Genomic DNA, 25,049 nt, shown 5'->3' on the forward strand with positions numbered 1-25,049 from the left:
GCCCACGCCTGAAAGGGATGTTCTGAGCGTCTTGGACCCGCGGTCCCCACTCGTGATCGACACGCACGAGTTGACCCGCCGCGCAGGGTCCCAGCGCGAAGTCTCCTTCACGGCACCGGCACCGGCCGATCTCGGGATCGACGTGATCGGCGTCCCCGAAGGCGACCCCATCCAGTTCGATCTACGGCTGGAGTCGGTTGTCGAGGGGGTACTCGTCACCGGGACGGCTGCAGGCCGGCTGACCGGGGAGTGCGCGCGGTGCCTGGTCGATATCGAGGACGAGTTCCTCGCTGACGTCCAGGAGCTGTACGTCTACCCGGAAAGCGAAGCCGAACCTGACGAGGCCAGCCGGATGGAGGGCGATCTGATCGACCTCGAGCCGGTGCTGAGGGACCAGGTGGTGCTTGCGCTGCCCTTCCAGCCCTTGTGTACGGACGACTGTCCGGGACTGTGCCCCGACTGTGGGGTGCGCCTGGCGGACGAGCCCGGCCACAAGCACGAGGACGGCGCCGACCCGCGGTGGTCCGCGCTCAGCGGTCTGCTCCAGACCGACGAACGCCCGCAAGACAACTAGATACTGATCAAGCCAGCCAGCCGGCCGGGTCTCGCAACCCCCGGCCGAACCGAGGAGTCATAACCGTGGCCGTTCCGAAGCGGAAGATGTCGCGCAGCAACACCCGCAACCGCCGGGCCCAGTGGAAGACCAGCGCGCCGTCGCTGGTCACCTGCGTGAACCCCGCCTGCCGCGCGAAGCACCTTCAGCACACCGTCTGCCCGACCTGCGGCCAGTACGGCGCCAAGGGCGAGCGTCGCCAGGTCGTCGAGAGCTAAGAGGCACCAGCCAGTGAATTCGGTCAACCCTGAGTTGATCTCCAACGGGGGACTCTACGCCGAGCTGAACCAGCGGCTCGGCGTATCGCTGGCTGACGAACTACTGGAGCACGCCTTCACGCATCGCTCGTACGCGTACGAGAACGGTGGCCTGCCGACCAACGAGCGGCTGGAGTTCCTCGGTGACTCGGTGCTCGGTGTGATCGTCACCGAGTCGCTCTTCCGGAACCACCCGGACCTGTCCGAGGGCCGGCTCGCGAAGCTGCGGGCCGCTGTGGTGAACATGCGCGCCCTGGCGTCGGTCGCCCGCGAGCTCAAGCTCGGCAAGTACCTGCGGCTGGGCCGGGGCGAGGAGGCGACCGGTGGGCGGGACAAGTCGTCCATCCTGGCCGACTGCGTCGAGGCGCTGATCGGGGCGGTCTACCTCGATCGGGGCTTCGAGGTGGCCGGCCGGGTGGTGCACACGCTGTTCGACGACCTGATGGCGTCGTCGGCACGGCTCGGCGCCGGCCTGGACTGGAAGACGTCGCTGCAGGAGCTGGTCGCGCAGTTGAGCGTCGGCATCCCGGAGTACGTGATCGCCGAGTCCGGCCCGGACCACGCCAAGACGTTCGAGGCGCGGGTCCGGATCGGCGCCGACACGTACGGGCACGGCATCGGCCGGAGCAAGAAGGAAGCCGAGCAGCAGGCCGCCGAAACCGCCTGGAAGGCTTTGCGCGCCGCCCATCCCGACAGCACAGACCCCTCCCAGTAGTCCTGAGGTGCCTGAGCTTCCCGAAGTAGAGGTCGTCCGCCGCGGACTCGCGGAATTCACCACCGGGCGGACGATCGACGCCGTCGAGGTGCTGCATCCACGGCCGCTGCGGCGGCATCTGGCCGGGCCGGACGACTTCGCGGCGCGGCTGAAGGGCCAGACCTTCGCGGAACCGGCCCGGCGCGGGAAGTACCTGTGGCTCCCGCTCACCTCGGGCGACGCGGTGCTCACGCATCTGGGGATGAGCGGACAGTTCCGGGTGCAGCCGGTCGGTGCGCCCGAGGAGAGGCATCTGCGGGTCCGGATCCGGTTCGCCGACGACGGCGGAGAGGTCCGTTTTGTGGACCAGCGGATGTTCGGTGGTCTGTCGTACTCCGAGGGTGGCGCGACGCTGCCGGAGGAGATCGCGCACATCGCCCGGGACCCGTTCGATCCCTTGTTCGATCTGGAGCGGTTCGTGGCCGGCGTACGGCGTCGCAAGACCGGTCTCAAGCGTGCATTGCTGGACCAGTCGCTGGTCAGCGGAATCGGCAATATCTACGCTGACGAAGCGTTGTGGCGCGCCAAACTGCACTACGCCCGGGCCACCGAGACGATGAAACCCTTGCAGATAAGGGAAATCCTCCGGCACGCCCACGAGGTGATGGCCGCCGCGCTGGACGTCGGCGGGACCAGCTTCGACGCCCTGTACGTCAACGTGAACGGGGAATCCGGGTACTTCGAACGTGGGCTAGCGGTCTACGGGCAAGAGGATTCGCCGTGTCCGCGAGATGGCCGGCCGATCCGTCGCGAGTCGTTCATGAACCGTTCCTCGTTCCGCTGCCCGAAGTGTCAGCCCGTCCCCCGACACGCCCGGTGGTGAGCGAGGTATCGTTAATTGGCGTAGCTCAGGTTGACCCGTGGCTCAGCCGGTGCCACCCTGAAAGACGGCACACTTTTTTGAGGCGCTCCTCGGACCAGGGGCGCTACCTGCCAGAACCCTTCCGGAGGACAGCACAATGGCCAAGGCTCTTCTAGGGCACCTTGGAGGCACTGACCCGCGCATGCTCGAGCAGGTTCGTCTGCTCAACCGGCGTGTCGCCGATCTGGAGGCGCATGTGATGCGCCTGCAGGCAGAGAACGACCATCTGGTCGCGGCCGTTCACGACGGCCGGCTGCTAACCGTGGACGAGGCGCTGAGCGCCCCCGCCTCGGTCTGAGGTTTCCGAGCCACACAGCAACAGCGGTTTTCAGAGCAACACCCAGCACCGTCCGCATCACCCACGGCGGCGGCCCCCGTCCGGGCCTCCGCCGCCCTTTTTGCCCGACCCTGATGCCCCCGCCGCATTTCGGCGCCGGATGTCGCCTGACCGCCTTCGCGGTCGGCCTCCACAGGATCAGCCCAGGCAGTCGGTAGACTGCAGGCGGAACACTTCCCCCGGGTAGCGGCAGCGACACCAGCGGTTACGACGGTTCCTTCGGTATCGTCTGTCCTTTCACGGGTTGGAGAGCAACGCTTTGTACCTGAAGAGCATGACGCTCCGGGGTTTCAAGTCGTTCGCGTCGGCCACGACGATGAACTTCGAGCCAGGCATCACCTGCATCGTCGGCCCGAACGGCTCCGGCAAGTCCAACGTCGTCGACGCCCTCGCCTGGGTGATGGGTGAGCAGGGCGCGAAGTCACTGCGTGGCGGCAAGATGGAGGACGTCATCTTCGCCGGCACCTCCGGCCGGGCCCCGCTGGGCCGCGCCGAGGTGGTGCTCACCATCGACAACACCGACGGCGCGCTGCCGATCGAGTACTCCGAGGTGACGATCTCCCGGACGATGTTCCGCAACGGCGGCTCGGACTACCAGATCAACGGCCAGAACTGCCGGCTGCTGGACGTCCAGGAACTGCTCAGCGACTCCGGTATCGGCCGGGAGATGCACGTCATCGTCGGCCAGGGCCAGCTCGACTCGATCCTGCGCGCGACCCCGGAGGGCCGCCGCGGTTTCGTCGAGGAGGCCGCCGGCGTACTGAAGCACCGCAAGCGCAAGGAGAAGGCGCTGCGGAAGCTGGAGGCCACCGAGGGAAACCTGCACCGGCTCGGCGACCTGATCAACGAGATCCGCCGTCAGCTCAAACCGCTCGGGCGCCAAGCGGAGGTGGCGCGCCGGGCTGCGACGATCCAGGCGGAGGTCCGGGACGGCCGGTCCCGGCTGCTCGCCGACGACATCGTGCAGGCCCAGTCCGCGCTCGAGGCCGAGCTGAAGGACGAGGCCCGGCTGACCGAACGGAGGGCCGAGATCGAGGCCGCGCTGCGGGAGGCCCGCGAACTGGAGGCCGACCTGGAGGAGGCGCTGCGCGAGGACGCGCCGGCGCTGCAGGCCGCGCAGGACACGTGGTACCAGCTGTCCGGCTTCGGTGAGCGGATCAAGGGCACCGCCCGGATCGCAGCCGACCGGATCCGCTCGCTCAACGACGAGGCCGACGAGCCCCGGGCCGGTCGCGACCCGGAGGAGCTGGAGCTCGAGGCAGCCCGGGTCCGGGAGACCGAGGCGCAGATCGAGGCCGAGGTCGAGGCGCACTCCGAGCTGCTCGCCGAGGCCGTCGAGCGACGCCAGCAACTTGAGGCCGAGCACGCCGAGGAGGAGCGCCGGATCGCCTCGCTGATCCGGGCCGCCGCCGACCGGCGCGAAGGGCTGGCCCGGCTGACCGGCCAGGTGAACGCGCTGAAGAGCCGCGCGGCCGCCGCCGAGTCCGAGATCGGCCGGCTGGAGAGCAACAAGAGCGAGGCCGAGGCGCGGGCCGCGAAGGCGCAGCACGACTTCACCGCGCTGGAGACCCAGGTCGCCGGGCTGGACGCCGGTGAGAAGGGCCTGGACGAGGAGTACGAGGCCGCCCAGAGCGTGCTCGACGAGCAGGACGAGCGGCTCGCCAAACTGCGGGCCGAGGAGCGCGACGCCGAGCGGGAGCGGACCGGTCTGGCCGCCCGCAAGGAGGCCCTGGAGATCGGCCTCAACCGCAAGGACGGCGCCGGCGCCCTGCTGGCCGCGTCCGAGCAGGTCACCGGGCTGATGGGCTCGGTCGCCGCTCTGCTGAGCGTGCGGGTGGGTTACGAGACTGCCATCGCAGCCGCTCTCGGTGAGGCCGCCGACGCGGTTGCCGTGACGCACACCGAGGCGGCCGTGGACGCGGTCGGGCACCTCAAGGAACACGATCTCGGCCGCGCCGGGATGCTGCTCGGCGACGCCCCTGCCGACGACTACTCGTCATGGCCCCAGTTGCCGTACGGCGCGACGTACGCGACCGACGTCGTGGACTGCCCGGAGACCCTGCGCCCGGCGTTGCGCCGGCTGCTCCGCAAGGTGGCCGTGGTCGACGACGTACCGGCCGCACGGTCGCTGGTCCGGCACCTGCCCGATGTCACTGCGACGACTCGGCTCGGCGACGTACTCGGTGCGCACTTCGCGTACGGCGGGTCGGATGCGGCACCGAGTCTGATCGAGGTGCAGTCCGCGGTCGACGAGGCCGCCGAGAAGCTGATCGAGGCGACTGCCCGGAGTGAGCGGCTGCGGTTCGAGCTGGCCGCCTTGGAGCACGAGCGGGCGCGGCAGAAGGAGCACGTCGAGATCACGCTGGCCCGGCTGCACGAGTCGGACGCGGCGATGGCCGCGGTGGCCGAGCAGCTGGCCCAGTTCGGGTCGCTGGCGAAGGCGTCCCGCGGCGAGGCGCAGCGGATGGCCGAGGCGATCGCGGCGGCCGCCGAGGAGCGGGACCGGAACCTGTCCGGCCTGGCCGACCTCGAGCACCGGCTGACCGAGGCCGAGATGTTCGATGACGAGGGCGACGAGCCGGACTCGACCGAGCGCGACCGTCTTGCCGAGGCGGCCAAGGCCGGCCGTGCGACGGAGATGGAAGCGCGGCTCGCGCTGCGGACCACCGAGGAGCGGGCGCGGGCGCTGGCCGGCCGGGCCGACTCGCTGGAGCGCGCGGCGCGGCAGGAGCGCGAGGCGCGGGCCCGTGCGGTCGCGCGGGCGGCCCGACGTGCTCGGCAGGCCGAGGCGGCGCAGGCCGTGCACCTGGCCGCCGGACACGTGCTGGCCCGGCTGGAGCACTCGCTGCAGCTCGCGGCCACGGAGCGTTCCGCGATCCAGGCGCAGCGGGCCGACCGGGAGAAGGCGCTGGCCCAGGCCCGGTCGGCGACCCGGAACCTCAGCTCCGAGCTGGAGCAGCTGACCAACACCGTGCACCGCGACCAGCTGGCCCGGGCCGAGCAGAAGATGCGGCTCGAACAGCTCTACGAGAAGGCGCTCGGCGAGCTGGGCACCGAGGTGGAAGCGCTGATCACGGAGTACGGGCCGGATCAGCTGGTGCCGCCGCTGCCGAAGGACGGCGAGGAGAACACCCTCGAGCTCGAGGGCGAGCCGTTCAACCGGACCAAGGTGGAGAAGCGGCTCAAGCAGGCCGAACGCGCGCTCAACCAGCTCGGCAAGATCAACCCGCTCGCGCTCGAGGAGTTCGAGGCGATGGAGGAGCGGCACCGGTTCCTGGCCGAGCAGCTTGACGACCTGAAGAAGTCCCGTCGCGACCTGATGGACATCGTCAAGGAGGTCGACGACCGGGTCGAGCAGGTCTTCACCGAGGCCTACCGCGATGTCGAGGTCGCCTTCGAGCACGTCTTCAGCCGGCTGTTCCCCGGTGGTGAGGGACGCCTGGTGCTGACCGATCCGGACGACATGCTCGGCACCGGGATCGACGTCGAGGCGCGCCCGCCGGGCAAGAAGGTCAAGCGGCTGTCGCTGCTGTCCGGTGGCGAGCGCTCGCTGGTCGCGGTCGCGTTCCTGGTCGCCCTGTTCAAGGCCCGCCCGTCGCCGTTCTACATCCTCGACGAGGTCGAGGCCGCGCTGGACGACACCAACCTGGGCCGCCTGCTGGAGCTCTACGAGGAGCTGCGCGAGAACAGCCAGCTGCTGGTGATCACCCACCAGAAGCGCACCATGGAGGTCGCCGACGCCCTGTACGGCGTAACCATGCGCGGCGACGGCGTATCCGCCGTCATCTCCCAACGAATCCGCGAGCCCGAACCGGTGTGAACGGGGACCGTGAACAGGTTGCCGGGGGCGTAGACAGGTCCCGTTGCTGTTCGCAGTCCCGCGTTGGTGTTCAAGCCCCTCAGGCGGTGATTGTCATGGAGGCGATCTGGTCGGCCTGGACGTCGAAGGTGAAGTGGGACGGGCCGTTGAAGCCGTCGCCGCCGACCTGGGTGAGCAGGGTGATCGGGTTGCCCGGGGTGGTCACTTTCGTGTCCGTGAAGGTGACGTTCTTGCCGATCAGCTCGTTGTCGCTCCAGGACCGGATTCGGTCCGGCCCGCGGAACTGCCGGCCCCAGTCGTCCACGTACCCGTCCTGCGCGAAGGCGGCCACGAAGGCGTCGTTGTCCAGCCGGTCGATGGCGTCCAGAGTCCGCTGTACGGCGGCGGGGATGTCGTTGGTCATATCGTGACCTTAAACCTGTCGCCGGGGCTGAACCGGTTGGCGTGAATGTCCGTGTGGGTGGTGACGAGTGGTCAACAACCCGAGGAGTTCAGCCATGAAGCGCATCGCCATCCTTGTCGGCACCGTTGCACTGGGCCTGTCCGTGGTCGCCTGCGGTGACGACAGCACGCCGGCCGGATCGCCGGGAACCACCACCAACACCACGACCAGCCAGCCCGCGGCCGCTGCGGTGAAGCTGGCTACGGCCGACGTTGCGGACTTCGGCAAGGTCGTTGTCGACGGCACTGGCCGCACGCTGTACGTGTTCGACAAGGACACCGCCAACCCGTCCAAGTCCAACTGCGACGGCGAGTGCGCGGCGAAGTGGCCGCCGGTGCTCGCCGGTTCTGGTACGCCGCAGCTGGACGGAGTGGACGCCGCGCTGGTCGGCACCGTGACCCGGACGGACGGGACCAAGCAGGTCACGCTGGCCGGACTGCCGCTGTACCAGTTCGCCAGCGACACCAAGGCCGGTGACGCCAAGGGTCAGGCCGTCGGCGAGGTCTGGTGGGTCGTCGGCGCGGACGGCAAGAAGATCACCACAAAGCCCAAGTCGGGCGACGGCTACTCGTACTGATCAACGATGAGCTCCACCAGTTACCTCCTGCTCGGCCCCGACCTGGTTCGCCCCGACCTGGTTCGGGGCCCCGCGGTCTCGCCCGGGAGGCGATCCCCTATCGTACGATCGACCGCGAGAACCGACCCCGGGAGGACAGCGGTGGGGGAGACGGACCGCCGTCCGGACAGCGCCGAACTGTTGATCCGGTCGCTGTACGCCGAACACGGCCGCAGCCTGCTCGCGTATGCGACCCGGCTGACGGGTGATCGCGCCGCGGCCGAGGACGTCGTACAGGAGACCCTCGTACGGGCGTGGCGGCACGCCGACAAGCTGGTCGAGGGCAAGGGATCGGTGCGGGGCTGGCTGTTGACCGTGGCCCGCAACCTGGTCACGGACCGGGCCCGGGCGCGTGCGGTGCGGCCCGCGGAGGTAGCCGAGATCGAGGACCGCCCGCCGGTGGAGAGCGACCACTCCGAGGCAGTGGTGAACACCATGGTCGTGATGGACGCACTGGAGCAGGTGTCACCGGAGCACCGCGAAGTGCTGGTGGAGCTGTACTACCGGGGCCGGTCGGTGACCGAGGCCGCACAGGAGCTGGGTGTGCCGCCCGGTACCGTGAAGTCGAGGTCTTACTACGCCCTGCGTGCGTTGAGAACCGTGTTGGGTGGACCAGGAAGCAAACCAGGAGCGGAGGTGGCCCGATGAGTGAACACGACCACTCGCAGCTCGGCGCCTACGTTCTCGGTGGGCTGGAGCCGGACGAGATCCGCACTGTGGAGGAGCACCTGGCCGGGTGCGCCGAGTGCCGGACAGAGGTTTCCGAGCTGGAGGAGATGAAGGAGTTCCTCGGTGAGGTCCCGCCGGAGGCGTTCCTGGACGGTCCGCCGCCGGACGGCGATCTGTTGCTGCAGCGCACGTTGCGCGAGGTACGGGCCGAGGCCGCTGTTGCGGTCGAGCCTCCGCCCAGTGTGGAAGCTCCCGCGCGGCATGCGGCGGCGCCTAAGCGGTCGCGGTGGTTGGCGGTGGCCGCTGCGGTCGTGATTGTCGCGGGTGCGCTGGCAGGCGGTGTGGCGATCGGGCGGCAGTCGGTCGACCAGGTGGTCGCGGAGCCGCCGGTGGCCGGGTCGAAGCAGGTGACCACGACGGACCCGACTACCGGTACGACGATGGCGACCACGGTGGAACCACGGGCCGGCTGGAGCTGGATCGACGTCAACCTCACCGGGCTGAAGGCCGGCGCGGAGTGCGAGATGCTCATCACCGACACGTCGGGCAAGACGTGGGTGGCGGGCAGCTGGGTGGTGTCGCCGAAGGCCGCGAAGGAAGGCAGCAAGTTCAGCGGTGGAGTGCTGGTGCCACTGGACAAGGTGAAGTCGGTGGAGGTCCGGACCGTTCAGGGAGAACATGTAGTCACGGCCCAGGTGTAAACGAGTTGCCGCCCTGGGAGAGGATGGAAGGGTGGCTTACTCGACTACCGCTACCTCCGATGATCTCCGGGCTCGACGTAAGGCGGCCGCTGCCGAGTGCACCCGCTGGCTGACCGGACGCAGGCTCCCCGTGGCCGAAACCCTGCGGCAGCTGGCCGACGTGGCGACCGAGGACGAGCGGGACGGGTACGGCAACGGTGGTGAGGTCGCCCTGCTCGAGCAGGAGGTCGCGGAGCTGCTCGGCAAGCCCGCTGCGGTGTTCATGCCGACGGGGGTCGCCGCTCAGCAGAGTGTGTTGCGGGTGTACGCCGACCGGGCCGGGACGCAGCGGGTCGCGGTGCACGGCCTGTCGCATTTCCTGCAGCACGAGTTGAACGCGCTGGAGGAAGTGCACCACCTACGGATCGAGCGGTTGACGTCCGACCCGCGTCAGCCCCGGCCGGACGAGCTGGCGGCCATTCCGGGGAAGCTGGCCGCGGTAACGCTTGAGTTGCCGCTGCGCGATGGCGGATTCGTTCTGCCGACGTGGGACGAGCTGGTCGTGTTCGCCGGCGCCTGCGCGGATCGCGGCGTACCGCTGCACTTGGACGGTGCGCGGTTGTGGGAGAGCACGCCGTACCTGGAACACAGCCTGGCCGAGGTGGCCGCGCTGGCGTCGACCGTGTACGTGTCCTTCTACAAAGGGCTTGGCGGGCTGAGTGGTGCCGCGGTTGCCGGGCCTGCGGATGTCGTCGCCGAAGTACGCCGCTGGCAACGACGGCTGGGCAGCAACGTCTATACCCTCTTCCCGTACGCCGTGTCGGCGCGCGAGGGGTTGCGCAAGGTGCTGCCGTTGATGGGGGAGCTCCACCAGCGTGCGGTCGAGCTGTCGGCCGCACTGCAGGCGAACGGATTCCGGGTGTTCCCGGAGCCGCCGCATACCAACTCGTTCCGCGTCTACGCGCCGGTGCCGGCCGATCGGATCGAGCTGGCCGCGATCCGGCGGATGGAGGTGACCCGGGAGGCGATGAGCTACACGTGGCAGGCGGCCGACGTACCCGGCTGGTCGTGGGTCGAGCTGGTGGTGACTCCGGACACGTTGGCGTGGCCGGTCGACGAGGTGGCGAAGGGTTTCGCGGAACTTCTGGAAGACTGAGTTCGTAGCACTACGAGTGAGGGTAGTGCCGGGGAAACAGGCGGGGAGCGAAGTAACACTGTGCTGACTTTTGTCATCACCATGGTCATTCTGTTGGTTCTGTCGGGGCTGGTGCTGCTGGCCGTCGCACGGGGCGAGGGGAAACACATCGGCCACTGAGCTGGGGTACTAACCTGCTGGGATGAGACGGCTCATCTTCCAGGAATACGTGACGCTGGACGGATACGCGGCCGGGCCGAACGACGAGCTCGACTTCTCGACACGGTCGCGGAGCAGGCGGACGAGGACAATCTCGAGCTGCTCGATCGGCTCGACACGATGCTGCTCGGCGCCCGGACGTACCGGCTGTTCGTCGACTACTGGCCGACGGCAACCAACGAGGTGATCGCGCCTCGGCTGAACGCGCTGCGCAAGGTGGTCGCTTCGACGACCCTGGACGCCGCGCCGTGGGGTGACTGGGAGCCGGGCGTGGTCGTCCGTGATGCGGTTGCGGCGGTGCGGGAGCTCAAGGCCGAGGACGGCAAGGACATCATCCTGTGGGGCAGCATCTCCCTGTTCCACACGCTCTTCACCGAGGGCCTGGTCGACGAGGTCCAGCTGCGGGTATGCCCGCTGGTACTGGGTGCGGGAAAGAGCGTGTTCCCCACCGGCGCCGACTCCGTACCACTCGAGCTGGTCGAGGCCAAGCCCTGGGCGAGCGGCGGCGTACTGCTCCGCTATCAGCGCACCGGTGGGTGAGTGATCACGCCGAGTGGATGAGCTACATCGGCGAGCGGGTGGGTGACATGGCCGGGTGGATCACCCACAGCGCCAGGCTGTGAAGTCGGCAGTGGGTCGTCCTCCCACGGATCTTGGCGTGCGGCGTCGTCACCCCACGGATCTTGGCGTCCGGCCTCGTCACCCCAGGGGTCCTGGCGCGGGGCTGCGGTCGCGGGTTCGGTGACAGGGGTCGTTGGCCATCCGGGTGCCGCTGGTGTGGTGGGTGGGCTTGTGGTCCACGGGTCCGGTGGCGTGGCGGGTGGTCTGGTAGTCCACGGGTCCGGTGGGTCGGCGGTCGAGTGGTCCGGTGGTGGGGCCGAGATGGGGTTGGCCCAGCCGGGGCGGGACAGCCTCGGTTGGCTGTTGACCATGGTGATGGTCCAGTGGCCGTGGTGTACGTCGATGTGATGGGCCTTGCACAGCAGCACCAAGTTCTCGACGCGGGTCGGGCCTCCGTTGGCCCAGTGCACGAGGTGGTGGGCCTCGCACATCGCCGGCGGGGCGCCGCAGACGATGCAGCCCTTGTCGCGGGTGTTCAGGGCGCGGCGCATGGCGCGGTTGACGAAGCGTTCTTCGGTGCCGACATCGAGGGGTTCGGAGTTGGCGCCGAGGACGAGGGGGATGATGCCGGCGTCGCAGGCGAGGCGGCGGATCGCGGCGGCGGACAGGGTGCCGCCGTGGGCGAGGTCGCCGGTGCCGGTGCCGGCGAGCAGGTCGGCCAGGTTGATGGTGACGGTGATGTGGGGTTTGATGCCGCCGTGTCCGGGCGCGGCCGTCCCGGTGCCGGCGGCGACGGTGAGGGCGGTGACGAGGCCGTCGGCGTGGCGTTTGCCGCGGGGGCGGGGATCGGGTTGCCCGTCGGGGGTCTTGTGGGGTTTGGCGCCGGCGAAGATGACGGTCTGGAGGAGTTCGGCGTTGTCGGCGGCGAGGAAGCCGCCGAACTGGATGCCGTCGTCGCGGCGTTTCAGCCAGAGGGTTTCCTTGGCGTGGGCGCGTTTCTCGGCGGGTTCGGGGCCGTCGGTGTCGAGGGTGTCGCGGACGCGTTTGCCCATCTTGCGCAGTTCGCCGGGTGGCAGCACCTGCGCGGCTCGCACCATCTGTTCCTCGGCGACCCGCAGGTTCTCCACCGGCACGTTCGCCGCGGCCGGGACCCGCTCGAGGGCGTCGATGATCGCCTCGGCCTGGCCCGGATGCAGCACCAGCGGGCCAGGCTCCGCACCACCCTCGGCGCCCACGTCGCCGTCGGCGCTCGCGCTCGCGCCAGCGTCCGCGCCCGTGCCCGTGTCGGGCCCTGCGTCGGTGGTGGGTTCGGTGTGGAGGGCGGTGTTGACGGCCTCGTATCTGGGCAGTGCTTTGGCGAGTTTGAGGTCGTTGCGGACGATGGTGGGGTCGAGGCGGTGGCGGATGGCGATGAGTTGGACGGTGTTGCGGGCGCCGATTTCGGTGGCGTGGCCGTTGGCGTCGAGGGCGGCGAGGAGTTCGAGGCGGTGGGTGTTGATCCGGTTGAGGTCGGCCTGGATTCGGTCGAGGGCGGCCAGCATGTCGCTGCCGCTCATCGACCACACGGGCCGTTGCTCCAACCGTTCCATGACTAGAACCCTAGACGAGACCACCGACAGTTTTCGATCCAGAAGCCCTTATCTACAAGGGATCTCAGGATTGTCCGGTTCCGGCCAAGTTGTCCACAGGAACGCACAGGCTGTCCACAACTTCGGCAATTTGTTGTAGGCCAACCCGTGTAGGAGTTGGAGTCCCGTTAGCTGAGGGCGTTTGCGAGTGCTTTGAGGATCGGGGCGGCGACGGTGACGGTGGGCAGGACGAGTAGGGCCGCCGCAGCGGCGTACGTGGTGGCTGAGAGGACTGGGTAGCGGGGCTCTGGGTCGGCTAGTCGCTGCACTCTGAGGACTGTTGACGACTTCGCTGCGGCGAGGCCTGCCTCCGGTGCGGGGGAGCCGGCGAGTGCTACGAGGGCGCGGGCTAGTGGGAGTGGGCCGTTGCGTCTGCGGGCGTCGTCGTCGGCCAGTAGCTCGACCAGAGTGCGTGCCTGCTCCAGAGCTACCTCGCTGCGAACCCAGCGGGGGAAGGCGGTGTGCAGGGCGGTGAACGCTTCCAGCACTAGGTCGTGCCGAGCCCTGAGGTGTGCCTGCTCGTGGGCGAGGACGGCGCGCAGTTCGCTGTCGTCCAACCTGTCCAGCGCGCCGACGGACACGACCACTCGCGCGCCGCGGAGAGCGGGTAGGCAGTAGGCGAGTGGTGTTTGTTCGGCCAGTACGCGCAGGCCGGGGATCAGTCCGTCCGGTGTGGCCAGTACGTCGACCAGGTCGCGGTGGCGTTTTCGCCGTGCTCTGGTACCGACCGCGACTCGGCCCGCTGCCCACAGCAGCTTGATGCCGACCAGCGCGGTCAGCGCAAGTACTGCAGCTGCAGCGAGGTCGCGTGCCGAGGACGGGTCGAACTGTGGTTCGCCGGGCTGGCCCGCGGTCGAGTACGACAAGGCGATGCCCGCCCCAAGCGCAGCGAGTACGGCGGCCAGCGCGATCGCCTGCCACAGGGCGACAGCCGCTCGGGGGATCCGGTAGGGCCAGGTAGACCGCGCCAGGAGGGCCGGTGCCGGTCCCGTCAGCACCAGGGCCAGCGCGGCGAGCAAGACCGGGGCGATCACCCCTCCCGCTCCTCCAACTTCCTGGCAGCCGGCGCGACGCCGTCCGCGTCGACGCCGCCCAGCTCCGTGGCCTCCAACCGGCTGAGCGCCTCGCGGAGGAGAGCGGCCTCCTCGTCGGAGACCTGGCCGACGAAGCGAACCAGTGCCTCGCGCCGGTCGCCGGCCCGGTCCAGGGCGTCCCGCATCAGGTCCACGGCCAGCTCCTCGCGCGGTGCGGCCGCCTTGTAGCGCCAGGCCTTGCCGTCCCGCTCGCGCTCGGTCAGCCGCTTCTTGGCCAGCCGGTCCAGCACGGTCATCACCGTTGTGTACGCGAGCTCACGGGTCCCGGACAGCCGCTCGTGCACCTCGCGCACGGTCAGCGCGCCGTCGACCGCCCACAGCTGGTCCATGACCAGTCGCTCGAGGTCGCCGAGCGGTCGCGGGGCCTTCGGATCACTGGTCACGTGACCAGTATAACTACACCTTGTAGTAGATCTCCGCTAGCATCTACTACGTAACGTCGTAGACAGCTCCGGAGGGCTGACGCGTGGACACCCTGGACCTGGCCCGCTGGCAGTTCGCGATCACCACCGTGTACCACTTCTTCTTCGTCCCGGTGACGATCTCGCTGGTCGCGATCACAGCCGGCCTGCAGACCGCGTGGTACCGGACCGGGAAGGACAAGTACCTGCGGCTGACCAAGTTCTACGGGAAGCTCTTCCTGATCAACATCGCGATGGGCGTCGTCACCGGCCTCGTGCAGGAGTTCCAGTTCGGGATGAACTGGAGCGACTACTCGCGCTTCGTCGGCGACGTGTTCGGCGCCCCGCTCGCACTGGAGGGGCTGCTCGCGTTCTTCCTGGAGTCCACCTTCATCGGGCTGTGGATCTTCGGCTGGGACCGGCTGCCCCGCCGCGTGCACCTGGCCTGCATCTGGATGGTGGTGCTGGGCACGCAACTGTCGGCGTACTTCATTCTCGCGGCCAACTCGTGGATGCAGAACCCGGTCGGCTTCCGCTACAACGCCGACCGCGGCCGGGCCGAGCTGACCGACATCTGGGCGGTGCTGACCAACAAGGTCGTGCTGGTCACCTACCCACACACGATTTTCGCCGCGTTCATGGTCGGCGGCGCGTTCGTCGCCGCGGTCGCCCTCTGGCACCTGATCCGCCGTGCTGGCACCGATACAGAAGCATTCCGTACTGCGCTCCGCATGGGTGCGGTCATCGTGATCGTCGCCGGCGCGGGCGTCGCGTTGAGCGGTGACCAGCAGGGCAAGGTGATGACAGAGGTGCAGCCGATGAAGATGGCCGCGGCCGAAGCGCTGTACGAGTCGGAGAAACCCGCGTCGTTCTCGGTCTTCACGATCGGCACGCTGGACGGGTCGAAGGAGATCTTCTCGGTCAAGGTGCCGTACCTGCTCTCGTTCCTCGCGACCGGGCACTTCGACGCCGAGGTGCAGGGGATCAACTCGCTGCAGCAGGCTTACGAGGAGCTGTACGGACCGGGGTCGTACAAGCCGAACATCCCGCTCACCTACTGGACCTTCCGGTTGATGATCGGGGTCGGGATGTCGGCCGCCGCCGTCGCAGCCTGGTTGCTGTGGGCAACGAGACGCGGGCGGTCGCCGAGCCGGTGGATGGTCTGGCTGGTGGCGCCGCTGCCGTTGCTGCCGCTGGCGGCGAACACGTTCGGCTGGATCTTCACCGAGACCGGGCGGCAGCCGTGGCTGGTGTTCGGCCTGCTGCCGACGTCGGCGGGTGTGTCGCCGGGGACCACCACAGCCGAAGTACTGACGTCGCTGATCGGGTTCACCGTCCTGTACGGCGCGCTGGCGGTGGTCGAGGTGAAGTTGATGACCAAGTCGATCCGGGCCGGGCTGCCGCCGGCGGATGTCGTGCCGGCCGATCCCGACGGGTCCGATGACGGGTCCGGCAAACCGTTGTCGTTCGCCTACTGATTCGCGGACTGAGGGGAGCAGAGATGGAACTCACGACGGTCTGGTTCATCATCATCGCGGGGCTGTGGGTCGGGTACTTCGTGCTGGAGGGGTTCGACTTCGGGGTCGGCACCCTGCTCCGGGTGATCGGCCGGGACGAGCCGGAGCGGCGCGCGGTGATCACCACGATCGGGCCGGTCTGGGACGGCAACGAGGTCTGGCTGATCGTGGCCGGCGGCGCGACGTTCGCGGCTTTCCCGGAGTGGTACGCGACGTTGTTCAGCGGGTTCTACCTGCCGTTGTTCGCGATCCTGGTGGCGTTGATCCTGCGCGGGGTGGCGCTGGAGTACCGGGGCAAGCGCGACGATCTGCTCTGGCGGGGCCGGATGGACACGGTGATCACCATCGGGTCGGTGGCGCCGGCGTTCCTGTGGGGGATCACGTTCGCCAACCTGGTTCGCGGCGTACCGCTGGACTCGTCGTACGAGTACGTCGGGAGCCTGGGGGATCTGCTGAGTCCGTTCGCGTTGCTGGGCGGGGTGGCGTTCACGGCCGTGTTCGTGGCACATGGGGCGATCTTCTTGGCGCTACGAACGACCGGTGAGTTGCGGGAGCGGGCGAACCGGTTTGCGGCCCGCTTCGGAGTGGTTGCGGCTGTGTTGACCGTCGGGTTTCTCCTGTGGGCGTTGGAGTTGCGGGGTGATGTGGCGTCGAGCGTGCTGGCGGGGGTGGCCGCGTGCGCGTTGGTGGCCGGGTTGGTGGCGAACCGGTTCCGGCGGGAGGGCTGGGCGTTCGCGGGGACGGCGCTGGCGATCGGGTTGGCGGTGACGGCGTTGTTCGTCGCGATGTTCCCCGCGGTGATGCCGTCGACTCTTGATCCCTCGTCAACGTTGACAACAGTTGATGCGGCGTCAACCCCGTACACGTTGAAGATCCTGACGATCATCGCCGCGATCTTCACGCCGCTGGTGATGCTGTACCAGGGCTGGACGTACTGGGTTTTCCGCAAGCGCGTCACAGTCGAGCCGGTCGCGGTTTCATGAGGCCGGTTGATCCGCGGTTGCTGAGGCGGGCACGGCCGGCCCGGGTGTTCCTGGCGGGCTCGGTGCTGATCGGGGTCGCCACTGGTCTGCTGGTGATCGTCCAGGCCGTGCTGCTGGCCCGCGGGATCAGTGACGTCGTACTACGGGACGCGGGCGTCGGACCCGTCGCGTGGATGCTTGCGGCCGTGATCGCCGTACGGGCAGGCCTGGTGTGGTTGCAGGAGGTCGTGGCGCAACGGGCATCGGCCGCGGTGAAGTCGACATTGCGGCGACAGGTGCTCGAGCACTCGCTGAAGCTCGGGCCGGCCTGGTTGAGTGGGGAGCGCAGCAGTCGACTGACCACGTTGCTGACCAAGGGCCTGGACGACCTGGACCCGTACTTCGCCCGGTACCTCCCACAGTTGGTGCTGGCGGCAACGGTCCCCGCGGGTGTGATCGGCTGGATGGCGACCGGTGATCTGATCGCGGCCGGGACCGTGCTGGTGACGCTGCCGTTGATCCCCGTCTTCATGGCACTGGTCGGTTGGGCTACCCAGGCGCACAGCAGGCGGCGGCAGCGCGCGTTGGAGGTGTTAGCGCACCACTTCGCCGATGTGGTGTCGGGACTGCCCACGTTGAAGCTGTTCGGCCGGGCGAAGGTCCAGGCGTCCGCAGTACGGCGGGTGACCGACAAGCACCGGGCGGCGTCGATGTCGACCCTGCGGTTGGCGTTCATGTCGTCGATGGTGCTGGAGTTGCTCGCCAGCATCTCGGTCGCGCTGGTCGCGGTGGGGGTCGGGCTGCGCCTGGTCGAGGGGCGGCTCGGGCTGGAGACGGCGTTGATGGTGCTGATCCTCGCGCCCGAGGCGTATCTGCCACTGCGGCAGGTGGGGGCGCAGTTCCACGCGAGTGCCGACGGGGTGGCGGCTGCCGAGGAGGTCCTGCGGGTGCTGGAGACGCCGTTGCCGGTGGCGGGGGAGCGGGCGGATGTGCCGGATCTACGGCGGACGCCGCTGTATCTGCACGACGTGACAGTGCGCTACCCGGATCGGTCGGAGCCTGCGGTCGAGGGGTTCGACCTGGAGCTGTGGCCGGGGGAGGTGGTCGCGCTGACTGGTCGCAGTGGGGTGGGGAAGTCGACCCTGCTGGCGGCGATCCTCGGGTTCGTCACTGTGGAGCGCGGAGTGGTTGTCGCCGGTGGAAGTGCTGCGGATGAGTTCGATCCAGTCCTGTGGCGGCGGCAGTTCGGGTGGGTGCCGCAGCGGCCGGGGCTTCGGGTCGGGACGGTCGCCGACAACGTGCGGCTCGGACGGCCCGACGCGGCCGACTCGCAGGTGCGGCAAGCACTGGATGCCGCCGGTGCCGCGGAGCTCGCACTGGACACGCCTGTGGGTGAGCAGGGCCGGCTCCTGTCGGGTGGTCAACAGCGGCGGGTCGCCCTGGCGAGAGCCCTCATCACCGAGGCCCCCGTCCTGCTCCTGGACGAGCCCACTGCCGGCCTGGACGCCGACACCGAAGCCACCGTCATCGCCGGCCTTCGAGGAACCGGCCGCACAGTCCTCCTAGTCGCACACAGACCCACCCTCCTAGCCGCCGCTGACCGCACAGTCGAAGTCGGCGCACGCAAGTCCCCAATTGACCGGTTGGTTGAACGTGAGTTGGTGACGCCTTGAGTGCGTACGGGATCGCATTGCCCGACCGGCGGTTGGGGTGGCGGCTTGCCCTCGCGTTACTGGCCGGAGTGTTGGCTTCCGCCTCGTCTGTGGCGCTGCTGGCGACCTCTGCCTGGCTGATCACGACAGCGGCTGCGCAACCACCTGTGCTGATCCTCATGGTGGCGATCGTGGCTGTGCGGGCCTTCGGCGTGGGACGGGGCGTGTTCCGGTACGTGGAGAGGCTCGCGGGACACGACGCGGCGTACGGGGTGTTGGGGGAGACCCGGGCGCGAGTGACGGAGCGGTTGGAGGAGTTGGCGCCTGCGGGGTTGTCGTTGCGGCGTGGGGATCTGCTGACCCGGTTGTTGATGGACGTGGACGCAGTACTCGATCTCTGGTTGCGTGTCGTGCTCCCGGTGCTGGTGGCAACGGTGACTGCGACCGCCACGGTCGGGTTGTTGGTGGTGCTGTTACCGACAGCGGGTGTGGTGGTTGCGCTGGCCGTGCTCGTGGCGTGCATGGTCGTGCCCTGGTTGACGGCGACTACCGCGCGGCGGGCCGAGCGGACGATCGCGGGGGCCAGGGGAGAGGTCGCAGCCCGGGCTACTGAGGATCTGTTGACCGCGGCGGATGTGGTGGCGTTCAACTCGGTGGACGACGTACTGAAGGAGTTCGCCGCGGCCGATGCGGAACTCGCTGCCGCGGAACGGCGGTCTGCGTGGAGTGCAGGGCTCGGCAACGCGTTGCTGGTGGTGTGCGTTGGAGTGGCGACTCTCGCGGGACTCGTGCTCGGCAGCGGTGCGGACCTGGCCGGCCCGGCGTTCGCAGTACTGGTGTTGACGCCGCTGGCATTGGCGGATGTGCTCGGTGGGGTTCCATTGGCTGCACAGCTGGCGATTCGGGTACGCGGGTCGCTGGACAGACTGCAGGACGTGCTACGAGCTCCGGCGCCGGTCACAGAGCCAGCCGAACCGGACGAGCTGCCCGGTGGGTGGGGGTTGCGCGTACGGGGCCTGCGAGCCGGGTACGACGGGGCCGACGTACTGCGGGACGTGGAGATCACCATTCCCGAGGGGAGCCGGGTCATCGTCACCGGGCCGAGTGGTTCGGGGAAGAGCACGTTGGCCGCGGTACTGCTGCGATTCCTCGAGCCCAGTGGTGGTGAGGTGCTGCTCGATGGTGTAGCCACGACCAGGCTCGGGGGCGACCAGGTGCGGTCCGTGGTCGGGTTGCTGACGCAGGAGAGCCACGTGTTCGACACGAGCATCCGGGAGAACCTGTTGCTCGCGCGGCCTGATGCGAGTGACCTGCGGCTGTGCAACGCGTTGTACCGGGCCCGCCTCGGGGAGTTCGTCGAGGGGCTGCCGAAGGGGCTCGACACGATGGTGGGGGAGCACGGCGCCCGGTTGTCAGGTGGTGAGCGGCAGCGGCTCGCGTTCGCCCGTCTGTTGCTCGCCGACCACGACGTACTGGTGCTGGACGAGCCGACCGAGCACCTGGACGAGGAGACGGCGCGGATCCTCCTGAAAGACCTGTTCGCCGCCGCGGGCCGCCGTACGGTCGTCCTGCTCACCCACAGACCGGAGCTGGCCCCTCACCCAACGCAACCAGTACTACGTCTCACCTGAAGGATGCGGGGCTGCGACCGGGCGTCTGCGAAGATTGGGAACCGTGTTGACTTCCCAGCTCGTTCCCCTGCTCGCCGACGCGGTCCTGATCGCGATCATCGCGGTGGCCGTCGTCCTCGTCGCCGGTACCGCCGGACTGGTCGTCACCCGGCGCCGTAAGTCCGCCGAGCTGCCCGCGCCGACCCAGCCCGCGCCGCTGGAGACGGCTGAGCCCAAGGTCGGTGAGGACGCGGAGGAGCCGCGGGACACGCCGACGCGGACGCTCGAGGACACCGAGCTACCTGCGCTGGAGAAGCCCGAGTCCGCACAGGGCCGGCTGGTCCGGTTGCGGGCCAAGCTGGCGCGGTCGCAGGGGTCGCTCGGCAAGGGCCTGCTCGCGCTGCTGTCGCGGGACAAGCTGGACGAGGAAGTGTGGGAGGACATCGAGACCACGCTCATCACCGCCGATGTCGGCGTCGCCCCGACCCAGGAACTGGTCGAGCGGTTGCGTACGAGGGTCCGGGTGGAAGGCGTCGGGCCGGAGCAGGCCCGCGCGATCCTGCGCGAGGAGCTGATCGAGCTGGTGAACCCCTCGCTAGACCGGTCACTCAAGGTCGAGCGCAACGGCGACCAGCCGGCCGTCGTACTGGTCGTCGGCGTGAACGGCACCGGTAAGACCACCACAGTCGGCAAGCTGGCGCGGGTGCTCGTCGCGGAGGACAAGCACGTGGTGCTCGGTGCGGCCGACACGTTCCGCGCCGCGGCGGCGGACCAGTTGCAGACCTGGGGCGAGCGGGTCGGCGTGCGGACCGTACGGGGGCCGGAGGGCGGCGACCCGGCGAGCATCGCGTTCGACGCGGTGAAGCAGGGCATCGCCGAGTCGGCCGACGTGGTGGTGGTCGACACGGCCGGGCGGCTGCACACCAAGATCGGGCTGATGGACGAGCTCGGCAAGGTCAAGCGGGTGATCGAGAAGACCGCCGAGGTGGACGAGGTGCTGCTCGTCATCGACGCCACCACCGGGCAGAACGGGTTGACCCAGGCGCGCGTGTTCGCCGAGGTGATCAACGTGACCGGCCTGGTGCTGACCAAGCTGGACGGCACCGCGAAGGGCGGCATCGTGATCGCGGTCCAGCGTGAACTGGGCGTCCCGGTCAAGCTCGTCGGCCTCGGCGAAGGCGCAGACGACCTGGCCCCGTTCGACGCCGAGCAGTTCGTCGACGCCCTCCTCGACTGATCCGGTCCGAGTGTCCCGTGTCGGAGACCCCGATGACCCTGGAAGACCTGTTGCGGGAGCTCGCGCCGCAGGTTCTGGGGGCAGTGGTCCGGCGTACGGGTGACTTCACGGCGGCCGAGGACGCGGTGCAGGAGGCGTTGCTGGCCGCGGCACAGACCTGGCCGCGCGACGGTACGCCGGACAACCCGAAGGCATGGTTGATCCAGACCGCGTACCGGCGGGTGATCGACGAGATCAGGCAGGAACAGGCGCGGCGCCGCCGGGAGGAGCGCGCGGCGTACCGGGAGGTCCCCGCCGGTGAGGTGGAGGAGCGGGACGACACCCTGCAGTTGCTGTTCCTCTGCTGTCACCCCGACCTGAGTCCGGCCTCGGCGATCGCGTTGACGCTGCGTGCGGTGGGTGGTCTCAGTACGGCCGAGATCGCCAAGGCGTACCTGGTGCCCGAGGCAACCATGGCGCAGCGGATCAGCCGGGCCAAGCAGCGGATCAAGACAGCGACCCTCGAGGTGGACCCGAGTGAGGAGCGGCTGCGGAACGTACTGCACGTGCTCTACCTGGTGTTCAACGAGGGCTATGCCAGCAGCGGCGGTGCGGAGCTGCACCGCAGTGACCTCGCCAACGAGGCGATCCGGCTGACCCGGATGGTGCACCGGCTGCTACCGGACAACGGGCAGGTGACCGGGCTGCTGGCGCTGATGCTGCTCAACGACGCGCGGCGGGACGCGCGCACGGGCGACAAAGGCGAGCTGATCCCGCTGGCCGAACAGGACCGCAGCCGGTGGGACAAGGAGTACATCGAGGAGGGGCTGGCGCTGGCCGTCGAGGCGTTCGGCAAGCAGCCGCTGGGGGAGTACCAGTTGCAGGCCGCGATCGCCGCACTGCACGACGAGGCCGAGCGGCCGGGGGACACCGACTGGCCGCAGATCTTTGCCCTGTACGGCTTGCTCGAGGACCTGTCGGGCAACCCGATGGTCACCCTCAACCGGGCCATCGCGGCCGCAATGGTGGACGGCCCTTCGGTCGGGTTGGCGATGCTCCAACCACTCGATGACAAGCTGGCCGGGCACTACCGGCTCGACGCCGTCCGCGGGCACCTGTACGAGATGCTCGGTGACACCGACACCGCGGCCGAACACTTCCGCGCGGCGGCCCGGCGTACGACGAGTCTGCCGGAGCGGGACTACCTGACCACCAAGGCGGCAGCGGTCAGTGGTGCTGCGCGAAAGCCGCAGTGATCTCGTCCGTGCCCTCACCTGTTGCCAGCAGCAACCTCAGCAGCACGCGGGCCTTGTACGGGTCGAGGAAACCGCCGTCGATCAAGCCCCGGCCGAGCAGGTCCGTCTCGGAACCGACAGAGCGGTAGGTGGTGCGCAGGATCGAGCCGGCGCCGGTCCGTGACGTCAGCACGACCGGGATCCGTTCGGCGAGCGCACCGAGCACGGGAGCCAGTGCGGACGGGACATGGCCCCCGCCGTACGCCGCGACAACCAGTCCTTGGTGCGTGTCGGCCAGTCCCTCCAGGAGGAGCCCGTCGTCGTCCAGCGTGACGGTGTAGAGCGCCACCCGCGTGGCATCCAGGTCGGCAGGCTCTGCACGACCCGGTACGCCGTCCTGCCGGGCGGGGCGGGTGAGGATACGGACCTGGCCCTCCACGACGTGGCCGATCGGGCCGGCGTTGGGGGACGCGAACGTCGCAGTACTGGTGCTGTGCGTCTTCCGGACCCAGCGGGCCGCGTGGATCTCGTCGTTGAACACCACCAGCGCACCGAGGTCCCGGGCGGCGGGGGAGTAAGCGACGCGGGCAGCGGCCAACAGGTTGGCCGGGCCGTCCGCACCGGCCAGGGACGGGTTGCGCATCGCGCCGGTGAGGACGAACGGCTGTGCGTGCGGCCAGACCTGGTCGACCACGAAGGCGGTCTCCTCCAGCGTGTCCGAGCCCTGCGTGACGACGATACCGGTGGCGCCGCCACTGATCGCCTTCGACGCGGCGTCGACCACGTCGAGCATCCTTGCGACGGTCAGATTCGCACTGGGCACCGCCTCGACGTCCTGCACCTCCAGGGTTGTCCCCAGCTCAGCCAGGCCAGGGACCGCGGCGGTCAGATCGGCACCGGACAGACGGTCCGCACCGCCGCTCACCGAGATGGTGCCGCCAAGGGTGAAGAGCGCGATGCCCACAACCGATTCCTCTCGCTAGCAACAACCAGCCGCCGCAGGTTACTACCTGCCGGGGAGCGCTCGGGAGTACCTACTTCGAGCGGGCGCGGACGTGCATGCGTTCGCCCTGCGGGCCGTAGAGGCACAGCATCTCGGCCGGCCCCGGGCCGGGGTTGCCGAACCAGTGCGGCACCCGGGTGTCGAACTCCGCCACCTCGCCCTCGGCCAGCACGAAGTCCTTGTCGCCGAGCACCAGCCGGATCCGCCCTGACAGCACGTAGATCCAGTCGTAGCCCTCGTGCGTCTTCTGATCCACCTCGCCGCCCGGCCAGCCCTCCGGCACGATCTGCTTGAACGCCTGCAGCCCACCGGGCCGCCGCGAGAGCGGGATGTGCACCACGCCGTGATGCTTGATCGGTTTGGCGTGGATCCGCGGGTCGCCGGTCGTCGGGGCGTCGACCAGTTCGTCCAGCTGGACCTGGTGGGCGCGGGCGAGTGGGAGCAGCAGTTCCAGGGTCGGGCGGCGCTGCCCGGACTCCAGCCGGGACAGCGTGCTCACCGAGATCCCGGTGTCCGTCGACAGCTGGGCCAGCGTCGTACCCCGATCCTGCCTGAGCTTCCTCAGCCGCGGTCCAACCGCCTGAAGTACATCTTCGTATGTCTCCATGTTGAACTCCTTCCCCGCCCCACCACCCCGGTCGTTGCCATTCTGGCAAAGAAACTTGTCGTTTCGGCCAGGATCGCGGATCTTCGGGTCAGGACTTCCAGAAGGAGACAGCATGTACGACGTGATCGTGGTCGGCGGAGGAGCCGCCGGACTGAGTGGGGCCCTCGCACTCGGACGGGCCCGCCGGTCCCTGCTGGTGATCGATCAGGGCGATCCCCGCAACGCACCTGCCGAGGGGGTGCACAACTACCTGTCCCGGGACGGCGTCGCACCGCACGAGCTGTACGCGATCGGCCGAGAGGAGATCACCGGCTATGGCGGCGAGGTGATCGATGGCACGGTGGTCTCCGCGACCGCACTACCGACAACGGACACCCCGGTCGAAGTACAAGTCCCCGGGTTTGTTGTTGCGCTGGAGGGCGGATGGTCGTTCGAGGCGCGGCGGTTGCTGGTGGCAGCGGGGGTCACGGATCAGTTGCCGGAGGTGCCGGGGCTCGCGGAGCGGTTCGGGCGTGATGTGTTGCACTGCCCGTACTGCCACGGGTGGGAGGTGCGCGACCAGGCGATCGGCGTACTGCAGACAGGTCCGATGGCGATCCACCAGGCGTTGCTGTTCCGGCAGTGGAGTGACGACATCACCCTGTTCCTGCACGAGGGACCAGAGCCCACCGATGACGAGTGGGAGGAGCTCGCGGCCCGCGGGATCTCCGTAGTACAAGGCGAAGTGGACGCAGTCGAGACCGAGGACGACCGGCTGACCGGCGTACGGCTGAAGGGCGGCAAGGTGATCGCGCGGCAGGCTCTGGTGGTGCAGACGTACCTCCAGGCCCGCGCGGACTTCCTGGACACGCTGGGGTTGAAGGCCGTTGATCGGGAGGCCCGCGGCGTGCGCATCGGGACCGCGATCGAGTCCGACCCGACCGGCGCGACGAACGTCCCCGGTGTGTGGGTGGCGGGCAACGTGACCGATCCGATGAGCCAGGTGATCAGCTCGGCCGCAGCTGGGCTGACCGCCGCGGTGACGATCAACGCGGACCTGATCGCCGAGGAGACCCGGCTGGCCGTGGCCGCCCGCCGTCGCTGAAGCGTCAAGGCGTCGAGGCGTCAAGGAGTTGGGGCGCTGAAGCGTTGGGGCATTGAGACGTCGAGGCGTTGAGGC

Annotated in this window: 24 protein-coding genes; 18 read left to right on the forward strand and 6 right to left on the reverse strand. The window is 69.0% G+C overall.

Annotation, left to right across the window (positions count from 1 at the left end; all coding sequences use genetic code 11):
* The first annotated feature begins 52 nt into the window (after positions 1-52).
* The 6 genes from EV643_RS07005 (at position 53) to smc (ending at position 6,643) form a co-directional block, all read left to right on the forward strand.
* A complete protein-coding gene (locus tag EV643_RS07005) occupies positions 53-574 on the forward strand; it encodes a YceD family protein (protein ID WP_238165407.1) in 522 nt (173 codons plus the stop codon).
* A 65-nt stretch (positions 575-639) separates the two neighbouring features.
* Complete coding sequence (gene rpmF, locus EV643_RS07010) at positions 640-831, forward strand: 50S ribosomal protein L32 (RefSeq protein ID WP_133799128.1); 192 nt, start codon at positions 640-642, stop codon at positions 829-831.
* A gap of 13 nt (positions 832-844) precedes the next feature.
* A complete protein-coding gene (gene rnc / locus EV643_RS07015) occupies positions 845-1,585 on the forward strand; it encodes a ribonuclease III (RefSeq protein ID WP_238165408.1) in 741 nt (246 codons plus the stop codon).
* A 7-nt stretch (positions 1,586-1,592) separates the two neighbouring features.
* On the forward strand, positions 1,593-2,447 hold the full coding sequence (gene mutM, locus EV643_RS07020; RefSeq protein WP_133799129.1) for a bifunctional DNA-formamidopyrimidine glycosylase/DNA-(apurinic or apyrimidinic site) lyase: 855 nt from the start codon (positions 1,593-1,595) through the stop codon (positions 2,445-2,447).
* Between the two features lie 181 nt (positions 2,448-2,628).
* Complete coding sequence (locus tag EV643_RS07025; RefSeq protein WP_238165409.1) at positions 2,629-2,784, forward strand: hypothetical protein; 156 nt, start codon at positions 2,629-2,631, stop codon at positions 2,782-2,784.
* Positions 2,785-3,082: 298 nt separating this feature from the next.
* Positions 3,083-6,643 (forward strand): chromosome segregation protein SMC, encoded by a 3,561-nt coding sequence (gene smc / locus EV643_RS07030; protein ID WP_166665345.1) that lies wholly within the window; start codon positions 3,083-3,085, stop codon positions 6,641-6,643.
* A 79-nt stretch (positions 6,644-6,722) separates the two neighbouring features.
* Here the strand turns inward: smc and EV643_RS07035 are convergent, their stop codons facing one another.
* Positions 6,723-7,046 (reverse strand): nuclear transport factor 2 family protein, encoded by a 324-nt coding sequence (locus EV643_RS07035; RefSeq protein WP_133799132.1) that lies wholly within the window; start codon positions 7,044-7,046, stop codon positions 6,723-6,725.
* Positions 7,047-7,140: 94 nt separating this feature from the next.
* Here EV643_RS07035 and EV643_RS07040 point away from each other — a divergent pair, with 94 nt between their 5' ends.
* The 5 genes from EV643_RS07040 (at position 7,141) to EV643_RS07060 (ending at position 10,944) form a co-directional block, all read left to right on the forward strand.
* Complete coding sequence (locus EV643_RS07040) at positions 7,141-7,662, forward strand: hypothetical protein (RefSeq protein ID WP_133799133.1); 522 nt, start codon at positions 7,141-7,143, stop codon at positions 7,660-7,662.
* Between the two features lie 141 nt (positions 7,663-7,803).
* A complete protein-coding gene (locus EV643_RS07045; RefSeq protein WP_255512941.1) occupies positions 7,804-8,349 on the forward strand; it encodes a sigma-70 family RNA polymerase sigma factor in 546 nt (181 codons plus the stop codon).
* Positions 8,346-9,071, forward strand: a complete 726-nt coding sequence (locus EV643_RS07050; RefSeq protein WP_133799135.1) for an anti-sigma factor family protein — start codon at positions 8,346-8,348, stop codon at positions 9,069-9,071. The genes EV643_RS07045 and EV643_RS07050 overlap by 4 nt, the downstream gene beginning before the upstream one ends.
* Before the next feature lie 31 nt (positions 9,072-9,102).
* Positions 9,103-10,206 (forward strand): threonine aldolase family protein, encoded by a 1,104-nt coding sequence (locus EV643_RS07055; RefSeq protein WP_133799136.1) that lies wholly within the window; start codon positions 9,103-9,105, stop codon positions 10,204-10,206.
* Positions 10,207-10,524: 318 nt separating this feature from the next.
* Positions 10,525-10,944, forward strand: a complete 420-nt coding sequence (locus EV643_RS07060) for a dihydrofolate reductase family protein (RefSeq protein WP_238165410.1) — start codon at positions 10,525-10,527, stop codon at positions 10,942-10,944.
* Here the strand turns inward: EV643_RS07060 and EV643_RS07065 are convergent.
* The 3 genes from EV643_RS07065 to EV643_RS07075 form a co-directional block, all read right to left on the reverse strand.
* Entirely contained in the window at positions 10,926-12,554 is a 1,629-nt protein-coding gene (locus EV643_RS07065) for an HNH endonuclease signature motif containing protein (RefSeq protein ID WP_133799137.1), read from the reverse strand. The genes EV643_RS07060 and EV643_RS07065 overlap by 19 nt on opposite strands.
* A 167-nt stretch (positions 12,555-12,721) precedes the next feature.
* Positions 12,722-13,627, reverse strand: coding sequence for a M56 family metallopeptidase (locus EV643_RS07070; protein ID WP_133799138.1), 906 nt, complete (start codon positions 13,625-13,627; stop codon positions 12,722-12,724).
* A complete protein-coding gene (locus EV643_RS07075; protein ID WP_255512942.1) occupies positions 13,624-14,070 on the reverse strand; it encodes a BlaI/MecI/CopY family transcriptional regulator in 447 nt (148 codons plus the stop codon). The genes EV643_RS07070 and EV643_RS07075 overlap by 4 nt, the downstream gene beginning before the upstream one ends.
* 83 nt (positions 14,071-14,153) lie before the next feature.
* Here EV643_RS07075 and EV643_RS07080 point away from each other — a divergent pair, with 83 nt between their 5' ends.
* The 6 genes from EV643_RS07080 to EV643_RS07105 are packed head-to-tail and all read left to right on the forward strand — an operon-like array spanning position 14,154 to position 22,301.
* Complete coding sequence (locus EV643_RS07080; protein WP_133799139.1) at positions 14,154-15,566, forward strand: cytochrome ubiquinol oxidase subunit I; 1,413 nt, start codon at positions 14,154-14,156, stop codon at positions 15,564-15,566.
* A gap of 23 nt (positions 15,567-15,589) precedes the next feature.
* Positions 15,590-16,588 (forward strand): cytochrome d ubiquinol oxidase subunit II, encoded by a 999-nt coding sequence (gene cydB / locus EV643_RS07085; protein ID WP_133799140.1) that lies wholly within the window; start codon positions 15,590-15,592, stop codon positions 16,586-16,588.
* A complete protein-coding gene (gene cydD / locus EV643_RS07090) occupies positions 16,585-18,240 on the forward strand; it encodes a thiol reductant ABC exporter subunit CydD (protein ID WP_133799141.1) in 1,656 nt (551 codons plus the stop codon). Before cydB ends, cydD begins: the two co-directional genes overlap by 4 nt.
* The gene (cydC, locus tag EV643_RS07095) at positions 18,237-19,850 is read left to right on the forward strand and encodes a thiol reductant ABC exporter subunit CydC (protein WP_133799142.1); all 1,614 of its coding nucleotides are present in this window, start codon (positions 18,237-18,239) and stop codon (positions 19,848-19,850) included. Before cydD ends, cydC begins: the two co-directional genes overlap by 4 nt.
* A 43-nt stretch (positions 19,851-19,893) precedes the next feature.
* A complete protein-coding gene (gene ftsY, locus EV643_RS07100) occupies positions 19,894-21,066 on the forward strand; it encodes a signal recognition particle-docking protein FtsY (protein WP_133799143.1) in 1,173 nt (390 codons plus the stop codon).
* Between the two features lie 32 nt (positions 21,067-21,098).
* Positions 21,099-22,301: an RNA polymerase sigma factor gene (locus EV643_RS07105; protein WP_133799144.1), complete on the forward strand. Its 1,203-nt coding sequence runs from the start codon at positions 21,099-21,101 to the stop codon at positions 22,299-22,301.
* On the opposite strand, the gene EV643_RS07110 is transcribed toward EV643_RS07105, so the two are convergent.
* Together EV643_RS07110 and EV643_RS07115 are read right to left on the reverse strand one after the other, a co-directional pair.
* Positions 22,273-23,244, reverse strand: coding sequence for an asparaginase (locus tag EV643_RS07110; RefSeq protein WP_133799145.1), 972 nt, complete (start codon positions 23,242-23,244; stop codon positions 22,273-22,275). The genes EV643_RS07105 and EV643_RS07110 overlap by 29 nt on opposite strands.
* 70 nt (positions 23,245-23,314) lie before the next feature.
* Positions 23,315-23,890: a helix-turn-helix domain-containing protein gene (locus EV643_RS07115; protein ID WP_133799146.1), complete on the reverse strand. Its 576-nt coding sequence runs from the start codon at positions 23,888-23,890 to the stop codon at positions 23,315-23,317.
* A 112-nt stretch (positions 23,891-24,002) separates the two neighbouring features.
* On the opposite strand from EV643_RS07115, the gene EV643_RS07120 reads away from it, so the two are divergent.
* On the forward strand, positions 24,003-24,974 hold the full coding sequence (locus tag EV643_RS07120) for an NAD(P)/FAD-dependent oxidoreductase (protein ID WP_133799147.1): 972 nt from the start codon (positions 24,003-24,005) through the stop codon (positions 24,972-24,974).
* Positions 24,975-25,049: the final 75 nt, after the last annotated feature.

The sequence above is a fragment of the Kribbella caucasensis genome, from assembly GCF_004361855.1.
Classification (GTDB): domain Bacteria; phylum Actinomycetota; class Actinomycetes; order Propionibacteriales; family Kribbellaceae; genus Kribbella; species Kribbella caucasensis.

What these genes read in the sequence shown, in the direction of transcription:
- EV643_RS07025 (WP_238165409.1), top strand. Translation starts at nt 2,629, where the DNA reads ATGCTCGAGCAGGTTCGTCTGCTCAACCGGCGTGTCGCCGATCTGGAG.
- EV643_RS07035 (WP_133799132.1), bottom strand. Translation starts at nt 7,046, where the DNA reads ATGACCAACGACATCCCCGCCGCCGTACAGCGGACTCTGGACGCCATC.
- EV643_RS07040 (WP_133799133.1), top strand. Translation starts at nt 7,141, where the DNA reads ATGAAGCGCATCGCCATCCTTGTCGGCACCGTTGCACTGGGCCTGTCC.
- EV643_RS07050 (WP_133799135.1), top strand. Translation starts at nt 8,346, where the DNA reads ATGAGTGAACACGACCACTCGCAGCTCGGCGCCTACGTTCTCGGTGGG.
- EV643_RS07060 (WP_238165410.1), top strand. Translation starts at nt 10,525, where the DNA reads ATGCTGCTCGGCGCCCGGACGTACCGGCTGTTCGTCGACTACTGGCCG.
- EV643_RS07065 (WP_133799137.1), bottom strand. Translation starts at nt 12,554, where the DNA reads ATGGAACGGTTGGAGCAACGGCCCGTGTGGTCGATGAGCGGCAGCGAC.
- cydB (WP_133799140.1), top strand. Translation starts at nt 15,590, where the DNA reads ATGGAACTCACGACGGTCTGGTTCATCATCATCGCGGGGCTGTGGGTC.
- cydD (WP_133799141.1), top strand. Translation starts at nt 16,585, where the DNA reads ATGAGGCCGGTTGATCCGCGGTTGCTGAGGCGGGCACGGCCGGCCCGG.
- EV643_RS07105 (WP_133799144.1), top strand. Translation starts at nt 21,099, where the DNA reads ATGACCCTGGAAGACCTGTTGCGGGAGCTCGCGCCGCAGGTTCTGGGG.
- EV643_RS07115 (WP_133799146.1), bottom strand. Translation starts at nt 23,890, where the DNA reads ATGGAGACATACGAAGATGTACTTCAGGCGGTTGGACCGCGGCTGAGG.
- EV643_RS07120 (WP_133799147.1), top strand. Translation starts at nt 24,003, where the DNA reads ATGTACGACGTGATCGTGGTCGGCGGAGGAGCCGCCGGACTGAGTGGG.